Annotated in this window: 14 protein-coding genes; 11 read left to right on the plus strand and 3 right to left on the minus strand. The window is 51.8% G+C overall.

Going from position 1 to position 14,742, the window contains the following annotated elements; translation table 11 throughout:
- Positions 1 to 160: 160 nt before the first annotated feature.
- From rhtA to ybiO, 6 genes are all read left to right on the plus strand, one after another.
- On the plus strand, positions 161 to 1,048 hold the full coding sequence (gene rhtA, locus ACU8YC_RS08930) for a threonine/homoserine exporter RhtA (RefSeq protein WP_151219613.1): 888 nt from the start codon (positions 161 to 163) through the stop codon (positions 1,046 to 1,048).
- A 302-nt stretch (positions 1,049 to 1,350) separates the two neighbouring features.
- Complete coding sequence (gene dps / locus ACU8YC_RS08935) at positions 1,351 to 1,854, plus strand: DNA starvation/stationary phase protection protein Dps (RefSeq protein ID WP_151219612.1); 504 nt, start codon at positions 1,351 to 1,353, stop codon at positions 1,852 to 1,854.
- Positions 1,855 to 2,219: 365 nt separating this feature from the next.
- Entirely contained in the window at positions 2,220 to 2,966 is a 747-nt protein-coding gene (glnH, locus tag ACU8YC_RS08940; protein ID WP_016152370.1) for a glutamine ABC transporter substrate-binding protein GlnH, read from the plus strand.
- Between the two features lie 107 nt (positions 2,967 to 3,073).
- Positions 3,074 to 3,733 carry a glutamine ABC transporter permease GlnP gene (gene glnP / locus ACU8YC_RS08945; protein ID WP_043015695.1) on the plus strand — a complete coding sequence of 220 codons (660 nt, stop codon included), beginning with the start codon at positions 3,074 to 3,076 and terminating at the stop codon, positions 3,731 to 3,733.
- Positions 3,730 to 4,452, plus strand: coding sequence for a glutamine ABC transporter ATP-binding protein GlnQ (gene glnQ, locus ACU8YC_RS08950; RefSeq protein ID WP_048226011.1), 723 nt, complete (start codon positions 3,730 to 3,732; stop codon positions 4,450 to 4,452). The genes glnP and glnQ overlap by 4 nt, the downstream gene beginning before the upstream one ends.
- A 118-nt stretch (positions 4,453 to 4,570) precedes the next feature.
- Positions 4,571 to 6,808, plus strand: coding sequence for a mechanosensitive channel protein (gene ybiO, locus ACU8YC_RS08955; protein ID WP_151219610.1), 2,238 nt, complete (start codon positions 4,571 to 4,573; stop codon positions 6,806 to 6,808).
- Here the strand turns inward: ybiO and rlmF are convergent.
- Positions 6,805 to 7,731 (minus strand): 23S rRNA (adenine(1618)-N(6))-methyltransferase RlmF, encoded by a 927-nt coding sequence (gene rlmF, locus ACU8YC_RS08960; protein ID WP_187252750.1) that lies wholly within the window; start codon positions 7,729 to 7,731, stop codon positions 6,805 to 6,807. The two genes, ybiO and rlmF, sit on opposite strands and share 4 nt — an antisense overlap.
- A gap of 211 nt (positions 7,732 to 7,942) precedes the next feature.
- Between rlmF and mcbA the strand changes: the two genes are divergently transcribed.
- From mcbA to ybiJ, 5 genes are all read left to right on the plus strand, one after another.
- The gene (gene mcbA / locus ACU8YC_RS08965) at positions 7,943 to 8,203 is read left to right on the plus strand and encodes a DUF1471 family periplasmic protein McbA (protein WP_151219609.1); all 261 of its coding nucleotides are present in this window, start codon (positions 7,943 to 7,945) and stop codon (positions 8,201 to 8,203) included.
- A 291-nt stretch (positions 8,204 to 8,494) separates the two neighbouring features.
- A complete protein-coding gene (locus ACU8YC_RS08970; protein ID WP_286543582.1) occupies positions 8,495 to 10,780 on the plus strand; it encodes a catecholate siderophore receptor Fiu in 2,286 nt (761 codons plus the stop codon).
- 43 nt (positions 10,781 to 10,823) lie between these two features.
- A complete protein-coding gene (gene ybiX, locus ACU8YC_RS08975) occupies positions 10,824 to 11,501 on the plus strand; it encodes a PKHD-type hydroxylase YbiX (protein ID WP_151219607.1) in 678 nt (225 codons plus the stop codon).
- Between the two features lie 75 nt (positions 11,502 to 11,576).
- Entirely contained in the window at positions 11,577 to 11,843 is a 267-nt protein-coding gene (locus tag ACU8YC_RS08980) for a DksA/TraR family C4-type zinc finger protein (RefSeq protein WP_142417726.1), read from the plus strand.
- Between the two features lie 301 nt (positions 11,844 to 12,144).
- Positions 12,145 to 12,405 (plus strand): DUF1471 family protein YbiJ, encoded by a 261-nt coding sequence (gene ybiJ, locus ACU8YC_RS08985; RefSeq protein ID WP_079936844.1) that lies wholly within the window; start codon positions 12,145 to 12,147, stop codon positions 12,403 to 12,405.
- A 97-nt stretch (positions 12,406 to 12,502) separates the two neighbouring features.
- On the opposite strand, the gene ACU8YC_RS08990 is transcribed toward ybiJ, so the two are convergent.
- Positions 12,503 to 13,588 carry a malate/lactate/ureidoglycolate dehydrogenase gene (locus tag ACU8YC_RS08990; RefSeq protein WP_286537956.1) on the minus strand — a complete coding sequence of 362 codons (1,086 nt, stop codon included), beginning with the start codon at positions 13,586 to 13,588 and terminating at the stop codon, positions 12,503 to 12,505.
- Positions 13,589 to 13,748: 160 nt separating this feature from the next.
- Positions 13,749 to 14,717, minus strand: coding sequence for a DNA-binding protein YbiB (ybiB, locus tag ACU8YC_RS08995; RefSeq protein ID WP_286537959.1), 969 nt, complete (start codon positions 14,715 to 14,717; stop codon positions 13,749 to 13,751).
- Positions 14,718 to 14,742 lie beyond the last annotated feature (25 nt).

A 14,742-nucleotide genomic window follows, 5' to 3' on the forward strand; every position in this document is an offset into this window, starting at 1 on the left:
CATCCAGATTATTCCTAATCACACAGATTATTAATCCATCAATTTCATCCCATTGTACGGAACTGAGCAATTTTTTTTTCAACGAATACTCAACCACATGAGTGTATTTCCATTACACTCGCTGTTTTACTTCTATTGACATATTTAGACAGGAGAAAGGATGCCGGGGTCGTTACGTAAAGCGCCAGTCTGGTTGCCTATTTTGGTTTTGCTGATTGCTATGTCCTCCATTCAAAGTGGAGCATCTCTGGCAAAATCGCTGTTCCCTCTCGTTGGCGCGCCGGGGGTGACTGCACTGCGCCTTGCACTGGGCACCCTCATCCTTATCGCCTTCTTTAAACCCTGGCGTTTACGATTCGCCAAAGAGCAGCGTCTTCCTCTATTGTTTTACGGCCTGTCGCTGGGCGGGATGAACTACCTCTTCTACCTGTCAATTCAGACCGTACCGCTGGGAATTGCCGTGGCGCTGGAGTTCACCGGCCCGCTCGCGGTAGCGCTATTTTCATCCCGACGTCCGGTGGATTTCATTTGGGTTGCACTGGCTGTACTCGGACTGTGGTTCCTGCTGCCATTAGGTCAGGACGTTTCTCACGTCGATTTAACCGGTGCTGCGCTGGCGCTGGGGGCTGGTGCCTGCTGGGCAATCTATATTCTTACCGGGCAACGTGCCGGCGCGGAACACGGCCCGGCTACCGTTGCGGTAGGGTCATTAATTGCGGCGTTGATTTTTGTCCCTATCGGTGTGCTCCAGGCCGGCGATGCCCTGTGGCACTGGTCCATTCTGCCATTAGGCCTGGCCGTTGCGGTCCTCTCTACTGCGCTTCCCTATTCGCTGGAGATGATTGCGCTGACGCGACTGCCAACGCGTACTTTTGGGACGTTGATGAGCATGGAACCGGCGCTGGCGGCGGTTTCCGGAATGATCTTCCTCGGTGAAACGCTGACACTAATTCAGACGCTTGCGCTGGGCGCCATTATTGTCGCATCGATGGGTTCTACGCTCACTATTCGCAAAGAACCACAAATAAAACAAGTTGACGTAAATTAACCCCTTAATATTCTGCATGGTTTGCATAATCATGCAGAATATCCAATTGTAAATTTGCGTAATAATTATTCTAATAAATAGATTTTTCTCATTCGCATATTTGATTCATTTTTTACATTAACATAAAAATAACATCACCCCATCCAAAACCACCATAAGATACTGATTTTATCAACTATTTTATATTCATCGTCTCTTCACTATTAAAGTAATAGGTAACACCGGGAAGATAAATCCAAATTTAGCGCTATACTTATTTTCGTTGAAGAGTTGGGACATAAACATCAAGAGGATATGAAAATATGAGTACCGCAAAATTGGTAAAAACAAAAGCATCTGCCCTCCTTTATACCCGCAACGATGTGACAGACAGCGAAAAGAAAGCGACTGTTGAGCTGCTGAATCAGCAAGTGATCCAATTCATCGACCTGTCGTTGATCACCAAACAGGCCCACTGGAATATGCGCGGCGCGAACTTCATTGCCGTACATGAAATGCTGGATGGTTTCCGTACTGCCCTGACCGATCACCTCGACACGATGGCTGAACGAGCCGTACAGCTAGGTGGTGTGGCATTGGGTACAACTCAGGTTATTAACAGCAAAACGCCTCTGAAAAGCTATCCACTGGATATCCATAGCGTACAGGATCACCTGAAAGAACTGGCTGACCGCTATGCCGTCGTCGCTAACAGCGTCCGTAAAGCCATTGGCGAAGCAAAAGACGAAGATACCGCAGATATCTTCACCGCCGCTTCACGCGACCTCGACAAATTCCTGTGGTTTATCGAAGCCAACATTGAATAACAACAGACATAAGAATTACCTATATAACCCTCGCCCCGGCGGGGGTTTTGCACATCTATGGTGCACAGCATTGATCATTCCCCCCTTCAAAGTAAATTATTTGTAATAATCACTTCACACAATCGTTAACGAAAGATTGTTTTATCAACATTTTTTACGCTAAATAGTGATACCGTTTGCACCGTGCCAGGTACGCACCAAATGAGTGCCCCAAAACAGTGCATACCGCCTTCTTTGCCCTATTCATTGTGCAGAAAAACAAGACACCCTCTTGTTAAAACAATGAGTTGCAAAATTGGCACGATTATTTCATTAAGCCATATGTTCTCGCAGGGGATCGCCCCGTGGATATAAAAGGAAATCCTATGAAGTCTGTATTAAAAGTTTCACTGGCTGCACTTACCCTGGCTTTTGCGGTGTCCTCCCATGCCGCAGATAAGAAACTGGTTGTCGCAACCGACACTGCGTTTGTACCGTTTGAATTCAAGCAGGGTGACAAATACGTTGGTTTTGATGTGGATCTGTGGGCTGCCGTGGCCAAAGAACTGAAGCTGGATTATGAACTGAAACCAATGGATTTCAGTGGCATCATCCCGGCTCTGCAAACCAAAAATATCGACCTGGCACTGGCGGGTATCACCATCACTGATGAGCGTAAAAAAGCGATCGACTTCTCTGACGGCTACTATAAAAGCGGTCTGTTGGTGATGGTCAAAGCAAATAATAACGACGTGAAAAGCGTGAAAGATCTCGATGGTAAAGTTGTCGCAGTGAAGAGCGGCACCGGTTCCGTTGATTACGCGAAAGCTAACATCAAAACTAAAGACCTGCGTCAGTTCCCGAACATCGATAACGCGTATATGGAACTGGGCACCAACCGCGCAGACGCCGTGCTGCACGACACGCCAAACATTCTTTACTTCATTAAAACCGCGGGTAACGGCCAGTTCAAAGCCGTAGGTGAGTCCCTTGAAGCTCAGCAGTACGGTATCGCCTTCCCGAAAGGTAGCGATGAACTGCGCGAGAAAGTGAACGGCGCGCTGAAAACGCTGAAAGAAAACGGCACGTACAACGAAATCTACAAAAAATGGTTCGGTACTGAGCCTAAATAACAAGAACGTTCTGTAACGCCCGGTAGCGCCAGCGCCGCCGGGTCTGCAATTTTGAGTCATCATGTTATGGCTCATTGTTTTTCTCACCACGGTAACAGGAACGACATATGCAGTTTGACTGGAGTGCCATCTGGCCCGCCATCCCGCTTTTGATTGAAGGCGCCAAAATGACCCTGTGGATCTCGGTCCTCGGTCTGGCTGGCGGTCTGGTAATCGGACTTGCAGCAGGGTTTGCGCGCACCTTCGGCGGTTGGATAGCCAACCACGTAGCGCTGGTGTTTATCGAAGTTATTCGCGGTACGCCAATCGTTGTGCAGGTGATGTTTATTTACTTCGCCCTGCCAATGGCATTTAACGATTTACGCATTGACCCCTTTAGCGCCGCCGTTGTCACCATCATGATCAACTCCGGGGCCTATATTGCGGAAATCACCCGCGGCGCGGTGCTCTCAATCCATAAAGGCTTCAGCGAGGCAGGGTTGGCGCTTGGGCTTTCACGCACAGAGACCATCCGCCACGTAATTTTACCTCTCGCACTGCGTCGTATGCTGCCGCCGCTGGGCAACCAGTGGATCATCAGCATTAAAGATACCTCGCTGTTTATTGTCATTGGCGTCGCCGAACTGACCCGTCAGGGCCAGGAAATCATTGCCGGTAACTTCCGCGCACTGGAAATCTGGAGCGCCGTTGCGGTGTTCTATCTGATCATTACGCTGGTGCTGAGCTTCATTCTGCGTCGTCTGGAAAGAAGGATGAAAATCCTGTGATTGAATTTAAAAACGTTTCTAAGCACTTTGGTCCAACTCAGGTGCTGCACAATATTGATCTGAACATTGAACAGGGTGAAGTGGTGGTCATTATCGGACCCTCCGGATCCGGTAAATCTACCCTGCTGCGCTGCATTAACAAACTGGAAGAGATAACCTCTGGCGATCTGATCGTCGACGGTCTGAAAGTGAACGATCCGAAGGTAGACGAGCGGTTAATCCGCCAGGAAGCCGGGATGGTGTTTCAACAGTTCTATCTGTTCCCGCATCTGACGGCGCTGGAAAACGTCATGTTCGGGCCGCAGCGCGTACGCGGGGCGAATAAAGAACAGGCCGAGAAACTGGCGAAAGAACTGCTGGCGAAAGTGGGACTGGCCGAGCGCGCCCACCACTACCCTTCTGAGCTGTCCGGCGGTCAACAACAGCGTGTGGCTATCGCCCGTGCGCTGGCGGTGAAGCCGAAAATGATGTTGTTTGATGAGCCAACCTCAGCGCTGGATCCGGAACTGCGCCACGAAGTTCTGAAAGTAATGCAGGATCTCGCGGAAGAAGGGATGACCATGGTGATTGTGACCCACGAAATCGGTTTTGCCGAAAAAGTGGCTTCACGCCTGATTTTCATTGATAAGGGCCGTATTGCCGAGGACGGTAATCCGCAGGCCCTGATTGAAAATCCGCCCAGCCAACGCTTACAGGAATTCTTGCAGCACGTTTCCTGATAGCTCTGCCTCCCTTCATCCGAAGGGAGGTTTTTCACCAGAATCCTCTCATTTCAATTCTCTCCCGCCCTGACATCTATACTTATCCTTTTGAATTTATTTTCTCATGGGAGGAGTCATGCGCGGGATCCTGTTCATCATTGTTTGTCTGTTGAGTCTTCCGACCCAGGCGGTGACGATTCCTGGCGTTACCACGCCAACGTCAACCAACGCGCAAACCACACCGGCGAAAGAGCCGGATATTGAACAGAAAAAAGCGGCTTACGGCGCACTGGCCGATGTGCTGGAAAATGACGCCTCGCGTCAGGAGCTGATCGGCCAGTTACGCAAAGTGGCCACTGCCCCTCCTGCCGAGCCGGTGCCGACCATTGTCCCGCCCACGCTAACGGAGGAAAAAACGGTACTGGAAAACGTCACGGATGTCACCCGCCACTACGGTGAAGCCCTCTCCAGCCGCTTTGCCCAGCTTTATCGCAATATTACCGATGCCCCGCACAAAACCTTTAACTCGCAAACGTTCACCAATGCCCTGACGCATTTTTTAATGCTGGCGGTGTCGGTGTTCGGTTTTTTCTGGTTGGTTCGTCTGTGCGCGCTGCCGCTGTATCGCAAAATGGGACAATGGGCACGGCGCAAAAACCGCGAGCGCAGCAACTGGCTCCAGCTTCCGGCGATGATCGTTGGCGCATTCGTTATCGATTTGCTTCTGCTGGCGCTGACATTGTTTGTCGGGCAGATACTGAGCGACAAAATGAACGCCGGCAGTCGCACGATCGCTTTTCAGCAAAGTTTGTTTCTCAATGCTTTCGCCCTGATTGAGTTCTTCAAGGCCATTTTGCGCCTGATATTTTGCCCTACGGTGGCCGAGCTGCGCCCGTTTAACATTCAGGATGCTGGCGCGCGCTACTGGAATCGCCGATTGAGTTCATTGAGCAGCCTGATTGGCTACGGGCTTATTGTTGCCGTACCCATTATCTCGAATCAGGTCAACGTGCAGGTCGGCGCGATGGCAAACGTCATCATCATGTTGTGTATCACGCTATGGGCGCTGTACCTGATTTTCAGAAACAAGAAAGAAATTACGCAGCATTTGTTGAATCTGGCGGAAAGATCCCTCGCTTTTTTCAGTCTGTTTATTCGCGCTTTTGCGTTGGTATGGCATTGGCTGGCCAGCGCCTACTTCATTGTGCTGTTTTTCTTCTCGCTGTTTGATCCAGGCAACAGCCTGAAATTCATGATGGGCGCCACGCTGCGCAGCCTGGTGATCGTCGGGATCGCCGCGTTTGTTTCCGGTATGCTTTCCCGCTGGATAGCCAAAACCATTACTCTTTCACCACATACCCAGCGCAGCTATCCGGAACTCCAAAAGCGGCTGAATGGTTGGTTGTCGACGGCGTTAAGCGTCGCCAGGATCCTGACGGTGTGCGTCGCGGTCATGCTGCTACTGAATGCCTGGGGACTGTTCGACTTCTGGAACTGGCTGCATTACGGCGCAGGAGAAAAAACGGTGGATATCCTGATCCGTATCGCGCTGATTTTATTCTTCTCCGCCATCGGTTGGACGATTCTCGCCAGCCTGATTGAAAATCGTCTGGCTTCCGATATTCACGGCCGCCCGCTACCCAGCGCGCGTACCCGCACCCTGTTGACGTTGTTTCGCAACGCGCTGGCGGTGATCATCAGCACGATCACCATCATGATTGTGCTGTCAGAAATTGGCGTGAATATCGCCCCCTTACTGGCTGGGGCCGGGGCGTTGGGGTTGGCGATCTCTTTTGGTTCGCAAACGCTGGTAAAAGATATTATTACCGGGATCTTTATTCAGTTCGAAAATGGCATGAACACCGGCGACCTGGTTACCATCGGTCCTCTCACCGGTACGGTAGAACGGATGTCTATCCGCTCTGTGGGCGTGCGTCAGGACACCGGGGCGTACCATATCATTCCCTGGTCATCGATAACGACCTTCGCCAACTTTGTGCGTGGAATAGGATCGGTCGTCGCCAATTACGATGTAGACCGCCATGAGGATGCGGATAAAGCGAATCAGGCGTTGAAAGACGCGGTTGCTGCGGTGATGGAAAAAGAAGACATCCGTGGGCTTATTATCGGCGAGCCGTCGTTTGCGGGGATTGTAGGGTTAACCAATACGGCCTTCACGCTGCGGGTTTCGTTTACCACCTTGCCGCTGAAGCAGTGGACGGTACGTTTTGCGCTCGACAGCCAGGTGAAGAAATACTTCGATCTGGCGAACATACGCGCGCCGGTACAGACATATCAGGTCTTGCCTGCACCGGTGCATGGCCCAACGCCTGCGGCAAGCGAACCGCTGCCGCCAGCCGAGCCAACGCTTTAACGTTGACGCGCCATAAAACGGCGACGCTGATCGTTATCCATAAAGGTCCAGGCAATAAAGCGGCTCTGCTTTTGCCCCTGGGCCATCTCTTTCTTGACCACTTTCACCGCGCCCGCGTCCGTCAACGCGTGATACAGCGGAGGCAAATTCTCGCCGCGCGAAACCAGCGTGGTGAACCACATCACCTGGCGACCAAAGGCCTGGCTTTCAGCGATCATTTTTTTAATGAACGCCACTTCACCGCCTTCACACCACAGCTCCTGCTGCTGTCCGCCAAAGTTCAGCGCATCATCTTTATCTTGCCCCAGATTACGACGTTTACGCTCGCTTCCTGCGCGGGCTGAGGCCGCAGAATCATGGAATGGCGGGTTACACAATGTGGCTTCATACTGCTCATTTTTGTGAATGATACCGTTGAAGATTGCCGTAGCATCTTTCTGGCGACGCAGACGAATAGCACGGGTTAACCCCGGATTGCCGTTTACGATCGCCTGAGCGCTGTTAAACGCTTCGCTACTGGTCTCACTGCCCGTGAATCGCCAGCCGTATTCGTGCACGCCGATCAACGGATAAATACAGTTTGCCCCTACGCCGATGTCCAGGATGCTCGCATTTGCCGGAATGGTGCCGTTGGTTTCCCCCAATAGGTCGGCCAGGTGGTGAATGTAATCAGCGCGGCCAGGAACAGGAGGACACAAAAAACCGTCTGGAATATCCCAGTTTTTCACCGCATAAAAATGCGCCAACAGTGACTTATTGAGCGCCTTGACGGCTTGCGGATTGGCGAAATCAACACTCTGCTCACCGCCTGGCGTGAGGGTGAGAAATTGCGTCAGCTCTGGGGTAACCTGGCATAAAGTCGCAAGATCATAACGGCCATTGTGGCGATTGCGTGGGTGTAATCCCGGTTTCTGGGGGGGCATAGCATTCTCCTTTTAACAGCGGCGTAAGATACCCGCATAACGTCACGGGGTAAACACGCACTTCGTGGAAATTTGATTTTTTTATGCCTGCTTCATACCGATTTCTTTGTTCAAAAAACAGACGGTTCATCATCGATTTTTTGCGGTAAATGTCATCTGCTGGCGACCTAAACTTATCAGGCACACCTGTTGTTTTTCAGAGGATATCACCATGAAGAAATGCCTCACATTACTTGCCGCTACCGTACTGGCCGGCATGACCTTTGCGTCATTTGCTGCACAGCCCTACACCAGCCCAGCCACCGGTCAGTTACACGCTTCCGGCACAGTATCTGCTACCGGTGCAACTAACCTGAGCGATCTCGAAGACAAGCTGGCAGAAAAAGCGAAAGAACAAGGCGCAAAAGGCTTTGTTGTTAACTCTGCGGGCGGTAAAAACCAGATGTACGGTACCGCAACTATTTATAAGTAGCCCCCACCTCATCCCAACTGCATTCGACCCGAATGCAGTTTTTTGCGCTCTCATCACGCCACACACAGCTCAAATCGTAATCATCATGTTGGAATTTTGAATCCAATGTAAATAAATGTATTTATTTTTGAATTAATGAATGCTAAAACTCCTCACTGATTAGAAATGATTATCAAAATCATTATCAATTACACATTCATTTTCGCGAGACCTGCAGGGTACAACATCCACAGAGATGTCCCTTCGCGTGAGTGAAACCGTCTACTCAAAAATAATAAGTCACTTATTAACATGGATAAAAATCGCAACTTGCCGTCCAGTAGTTTTCATTCACTGACTTTTTTTGCTGGTCTGTGCATTGGCCTGTCTCCGGTAGCCCAGGCTGTCGCTGCAGGCGATCAGGATAAAAAACAAGAAGATACATTGGTCGTTGAAGCGACCAAACCTTCGCTGTATGCCCCAACACAGTCTGCCGACCCTAAATTCTCCCGCCCGGTAGCGGATACCACCCGCACCATGACGGTGATTTCTGAACAAGTGATTAAGGATCAAGGCGCAACAAATCTGACCGATGCGCTGAAAAACGTACCGGGCGTTGGCGCGTTTTTCGCTGGCGAAAACGGCAATTCCACTACCGGTGATGCGGTTTATATGCGTGGTGCGGATACCTCAAACAGTATTTATATCGACGGTATTCGTGATATTGGCAGCGTCACGCGCGATACCTTCAATACCGAACAGGTCGAAGTGATCAAAGGCCCTTCCGGCACCGACTATGGGCGTAGCGCACCGACAGGTTCCATCAATATGATCAGTAAACAGCCGCGCACCGACTCCGGGATCGATGCGTCGGCCAGCGTCGGCAGCGCCTGGTTCCGCCGTGGTACGCTGGACATTAACCAGGCTATCGGCGACACCACAGCCGCACGTTTAAATCTGATGGGCGAAAAAACACATGATGCCGGTCGCGACAGCGTAAAGAATGAACGTTACGGTGTGGCCCCCTCTCTCGCTTTTGGCTTGGGCACCGAGAACCGACTGTATCTGAACTATCTGCACGTGACTCAGCACAACACGCCGGATGGAGGCATCCCCACTATCGGCCTGCCGGGTTACTCTGCGCCTTCCGCAGGAACGTCTGCACTGAATCATTCAGGAAAAGTCGATACGCATAACTTCTACGGTACCAACTCGGATTACGACGATTCGACGACCGATACCGCGACAATGCGTTTTGAACATGACCTGAGCGACAGCACCACGATTCGCAACACCACCCGCTGGTCGCGTATTAAACAGGATTATCTGATGACGGCGGTGATGGGCGGTGCGTCTAACATTACGCAACCCACCAGCAGCGTCGACACCTGGACATGGTCACGCCTGGCAAATACCAAAGATGTCAGTAACAAAATCCTGACCAACCAGACTAACCTGACCTCAAAATTTTACACCGGATCCATCGGCCACGATATCAGTACCGGTGTGGAACTGGCGCGCGAAACACAAACCAACTATGGTGTAGCCCCGCTCACCCCGCCGCCGGTTAATATTTATCATCCCAACAGCGACGTGAATATCGGCGGATTATCGCGTAGCGGTGCCAACGCTAACGGGCAAACCGATACCTTTGGCGTATACGCTTTTGATACGCTACAAATTACCCGTGAGTTTGAGCTAAACGGCGGTATTCGCCTCGACAATTACCGCACTGAATATGACAGCGCCACCGCTTGCGGCGCTTCCGGCCGTGGTGCAATTGCATGTCCGACAGGCGTCGCCAAAGGTTCCCCGGTCACCACTGTGGATACTGCCAAATCAGGCAATCTGGTGAACTGGAAAGCGGGCGCGCTGTATCACCTGACCGATAACGGCAATGTCTACATTAACTATGCCGTTTCTCAGCAACCGCCGGGCGGCAGCAACTTTGCCCTTGCGCAGGGAGGAACCGGTAACAGCGCAAACCGTACCGACTTCAAACCACAGAAAGCGAAAACCAGCGAGATCGGCACCAAATGGGAGGTGCTGGATAAGCGCCTGCTGTTAACCGCCGCGATTTTCCGCACAGATATTGAGAATGAAGTAGAGCAGAACGACGACGGAACATATTCCCAGTACGGGGAGAAACGCGTTGAAGGCTACGAACTCTCCGTAGCTGGCAACATCACCCCCGCATGGCAGGTTATTGGAGGATACACCCAGCAACGCGCCACGATCCACAGCGGCAAAAACATTGCTCAGGATGGTTCTTCTTCCCTGCCCTATACGCCAGAACATGCCTTCACGCTGTGGAGCCAGTATCAGGCTACCGATGATATTTCCGTTGGCGCGGGCGCACGCTACGTGGGCAGCATGCATCGCGGTTCGGACGGCGCAGTGGGTACGCCATCTTATACTGAAGGTTACTGGGTCGCCGACGCCAGGCTGGGTTATCGCGTGAATCGCAATCTCGATTTCCAGCTGAACGTCTATAACCTGTTCGACACCGATTATGTATCCTCCATCAACAAGAGCGGATACCGTTACCATCCGGGCGAGCCAAGAACCTTCCTGCTCACCGCCAATATGCATTTCTGATCCATCTCGTGGGGCGAAAGCCCCACTTTCAGGAGAAACACTGATGATGTACCACATTCCCGGCGTTCTGTCGGCGCAGGATGTCGCCTGGTTTCGCGAACAACTGGACGCTGCCGACTGGATTGATGGCCGAGCAACCACCGGCGCCCAGGGCGCGCAGGTAAAAAACAACCAGCAGGTGGATACGCAAAGCGAGCGTTACGGCGTTTTGCAACAAGCGGTACAAACTGCGGTGAATAACAGCCCGCTTTTCTTCGCCGCAGCATTACCGAAAACGCTCTCCACACCGCTGTTTAATCGCTACCAGGACCATGAAACCTACGGTTTCCACGTTGACGGCGCGGTACGTAGTCATCCGGAAAACGGCTGGATGCGCACAGACCTTTCCGCCACCTTATTCCTCAGTAATCCCGACGATTATGCGGGAGGAGAACTGCTGGTCAATGATACCTACGGCCAGCACGCGGTAAAACTTCCAGCGGGCGATCTGGTGCTTTACCCTTCCAGCAGCTTGCACTGCGTTACGCCGGTAACCCGTGGGGTTCGTGTGGCATCCTTTATGTGGATCCAGTCGATGATCCGAGATGACAAAAATCGCGCCATGCTTTTTGAACTGGATAAAAACATTCAGTCCCTGAAGGCGCGTCATGGGGAAAGTAGCGAGATCCTGTCGTTACTCAATCTCTACCATAACCTGCTGCGCGAATGGTCTGAAATCTGATACCGCTGATGCGTGGTCGTTTTTCGCCCATCACATTCGCTATACTTATTCTGTAGACATCAGCAGGAGGTACATATGGCATCCGGATGGGCAAATGACGACGCAGTTAACGAACAGATCAACAATACTATTGAAGATGCTGTTGCCCGCGCCCGTGGTGAGTTACCGACGGGGGAAAGTCTGTATGAATGCGAAGAATGCGGCAATCCTATCCCACAGGCCAGGCGTGAGGCAGTACCTGGCGTACGCTTGTGCATCACATGCCAACAGGATAAAGATTCACATAATGCAGCATTTTCAGGATATAATCGCAGAGGTTCGAAAGATAGCCAGCTACGTTGACTCATCTTTACCAAAAGTTTCAGCGCATACGATTTCCTTTACGAGCACGCTTTTTTGCACTCTGTGTGGCAAAATGTGCCGTTGTTGGTTTCTCTGTAAAGCGTAGTGACAAGAACTGTAAATCCCTCATCTGAATTTATTAATATTCAATAAGTTATTTGTCATTCAATTTTTTTGATTGATGTCGTCAATTCTATTCGATTTTCTCTCGCCAAAAAAAACGTGATACTTATCACATCGACGAAACAACGTCTTCTTAACAGAACACTAACTAACAGAACAAACCTGCGAGAGATTAATCATGAAAAACATTAAATATGCTGTTGCTGCTATCGCCCTGTCTACTCTGTCATTTGGCGTTTTCGCTGCCGAGCCGGTTTCCTCCACTCAGGCACAAAGCATGAATAAAATTGGTGTAGTTTCTGCTGATGGGGCCACCACACTGGATGGCCTGGAAGCCAAACTGGCTGAGAAAGCGGCTGCTGCTGGTGCATCTGGTTACAGCATCACTTCCGCTGTCGGTAAAGACAAAATGAGCGGCACCGCGGTTATCTATAAATAACCGAAAGATTACCTGTACGACCCAATGCTCCAACCCTCATTGACCCTGTTTGTTACCCTTTGTTTGCCCGTCCGCCACTGGACGGGCTTTTTTTTGCTTAGTGTTCCAGTCGTTGACGGAATTCCTGCAACACGGCGTCTGGCATGCCCATTTGCAGTGCCGCCTCACAAATCGCTTGCCAGCTTCCGGCATCCAGCGGAATACCGTGTTCCAGCCGTTCCTCGCGAGTATTCACCTCCCACTCCCCAGGCAACAGGATCGGGGCATCTTCAGCATGCGGGGACGCTTTCACCCATTCGGCAAATGCCGCAACCTGGTTGTCACAGTCCGGCGCGCTAAACAGTTCCGGATTCATAATAATAGTGGTCATACAGTTGATGATGGCGTCCGGGCTGGTCTGCAGGCTCTCTTCATGTGTGGTTTTACCCCCTGAAAGCGCACCACCCATAATTTCACACATCGCGGCCAGCGCATAACCTTTGTGTTGGGCAAACGTGAGCAACGATCCCAGCGGAGAAACCTGCATTACCGCAGGATCGGTTGTAGGCACCCCGTTTGTATCAATCAGGCATCCCGGAGCCACCGGCTCCCCCTTGTGCCATGCCACACGGGTTTTGCCAAACGCGATGGCACTGGTTGCATAGTCCAGCAACAGCGGGAAGGTATTTTTACGCGGAAAAACAACGCAGAAGGGGTTAGTGCCAAAACGACTATCGCGGCCATGAAACGGTGCAACCATCGGGATCCCGACCACACTCACAAAATGCACTGAGACAAAACCTGCCGCCGCACATTGCTCCGCCCAGTAGCCAATACGTCCAATATGATGCGAATTATGTAATGCCACGGCGGCAATACCGTGCTGACGCGCTTTTTCAATCCCCAGCGTGATGGCTTCATGCGCCGCCACCTGACCAAAGGCACAATCGCCATCAAGCGTAATCACCGCCCCCGCATCTTTAACCACTTTGGCATGACGATTGATCTGCAGATGTCCCTGCGAGAATGAGCGAATATAGCTGGGGATCATGCCGATGCCGTGGGAGTCATGACCGGCGAGGTTAGAGGCTATCAGATGATCGGCCACCAGTCGCGCCTCCTGTTCATTGCTTCCCATCTGCTGAAAAACGGCCTGGGTAAATGCGTGCAGCGTTGGCGCAGGGAAGCGATGTCCACTGTTCATTGTTATCTCCTGTTGTGTCGCGTGTTGATTGTGTTTCTTATTTTTCAACAAACTATGCTGCGCCACGGCGCTCAGGAGGTCAATAAACGTGCAGAAATTTCACGTTGGCGAAAAGAGAGAACCGACAGGCCTGGAAAATGGCCCGTCGGGGAATAAAAAATCAGAAGTTTTGTTCGACGCGAGCAAGTCCTTCAGCCAGCGTCGCGGATTCACCGGTTGCCACCAGGCAGCAGGCCATCTGGATTTTCAACGATGCCGGAACCGGCTCACTGCCGGCCAGACAACGCTCAATCCAGCGCGCAGTGGTTTCCGGATCTTTTGCCACCGGCAGCGGTACCGGCTCGTCAGGCATCTCGCTCTGTCGGTCCTGTAGCACTCGCACACCGGACGAATCGATCAGGCTTATCTGCGGGCAGCGCTGCGGGTTGGCGTACACCTCGCCTTCGGTACCGTGCATCAACAGGCCACGTCCACCGATATCGCTGAAGAATTTTGCCACACGCGAGACGTATTCCGGGTGTGACACGCTGGAAAGACGCAGCGCGGCGTCTTCAGCAAACGGTGTCGCTAATTTGGCCAACGTGTGCGCACTGTTGCGCACCCCCATTCGCCAACGCATCGCCAGCTGTTTTTCCAGCGGAGGACACAGCGCTCTCACCGGGATAAACACCGGCTGATGACCATCCAGCTTTGCCTGTGCCTGCCCGGCATGCCGCGTCGGCGCAATCCCCATCAGCTCGAAAATGGTTTCTGTCAGCACGCGGGTAGGATCCTCGCTGACGCCGTGCACCACCACCGGGAAGCCCAGCTTATGCAGTAAAATCGCCAACAGCGGCGTCAAATTCGCCTGCTTGCGCGCGCCGTTGTAGCTGGGAATGACAATCGGCATGGGTTTGGCAACCGGCGGGGTCAGGCGAAGGATGTGGTTTTGCATTGCTTCGTAAAAGCCCAGCATCTCCGCTTCGCCTTCGCCTTTAATACGTAGCGCAATCAGTACGCCGCCCATTTCAAGCTCCGGTACGTCGCCGTTCAACATATGGGTATACAGTCCGCGAGCAGTATCCTTATCCAGGTCACGCGCGTGATTTTTTCCTCGCCCAATCTCTTTTATGATTTTGCGGTAATCCATCGATAACTCCTTGCCTGTTGCTCGC

This window comes from Citrobacter sp. VF227, assembly GCF_052950715.1.

What these genes read in the sequence shown, in the direction of transcription:
- rhtA (WP_151219613.1), top strand. Translation starts at nt 161, where the DNA reads ATGCCGGGGTCGTTACGTAAAGCGCCAGTCTGGTTGCCTATTTTGGTT.
- dps (WP_151219612.1), top strand. Translation starts at nt 1,351, where the DNA reads ATGAGTACCGCAAAATTGGTAAAAACAAAAGCATCTGCCCTCCTTTAT.
- glnH (WP_016152370.1), top strand. Translation starts at nt 2,220, where the DNA reads ATGAAGTCTGTATTAAAAGTTTCACTGGCTGCACTTACCCTGGCTTTT.
- glnP (WP_043015695.1), top strand. Translation starts at nt 3,074, where the DNA reads ATGCAGTTTGACTGGAGTGCCATCTGGCCCGCCATCCCGCTTTTGATT.
- ybiO (WP_151219610.1), top strand. Translation starts at nt 4,571, where the DNA reads ATGCGCGGGATCCTGTTCATCATTGTTTGTCTGTTGAGTCTTCCGACC.
- rlmF (WP_187252750.1), bottom strand. Translation starts at nt 7,731, where the DNA reads ATGCCCCCCCAGAAACCGGGATTACACCCACGCAATCGCCACAATGGC.
- mcbA (WP_151219609.1), top strand. Translation starts at nt 7,943, where the DNA reads ATGAAGAAATGCCTCACATTACTTGCCGCTACCGTACTGGCCGGCATG.
- ACU8YC_RS08970 (WP_286543582.1), top strand. Translation starts at nt 8,495, where the DNA reads ATGGATAAAAATCGCAACTTGCCGTCCAGTAGTTTTCATTCACTGACT.
- ybiX (WP_151219607.1), top strand. Translation starts at nt 10,824, where the DNA reads ATGATGTACCACATTCCCGGCGTTCTGTCGGCGCAGGATGTCGCCTGG.
- ACU8YC_RS08980 (WP_142417726.1), top strand. Translation starts at nt 11,577, where the DNA reads ATGGCATCCGGATGGGCAAATGACGACGCAGTTAACGAACAGATCAAC.
- ybiJ (WP_079936844.1), top strand. Translation starts at nt 12,145, where the DNA reads ATGAAAAACATTAAATATGCTGTTGCTGCTATCGCCCTGTCTACTCTG.
- ACU8YC_RS08990 (WP_286537956.1), bottom strand. Translation starts at nt 13,588, where the DNA reads ATGAACAGTGGACATCGCTTCCCTGCGCCAACGCTGCACGCATTTACC.
- ybiB (WP_286537959.1), bottom strand. Translation starts at nt 14,717, where the DNA reads ATGGATTACCGCAAAATCATAAAAGAGATTGGGCGAGGAAAAAATCAC.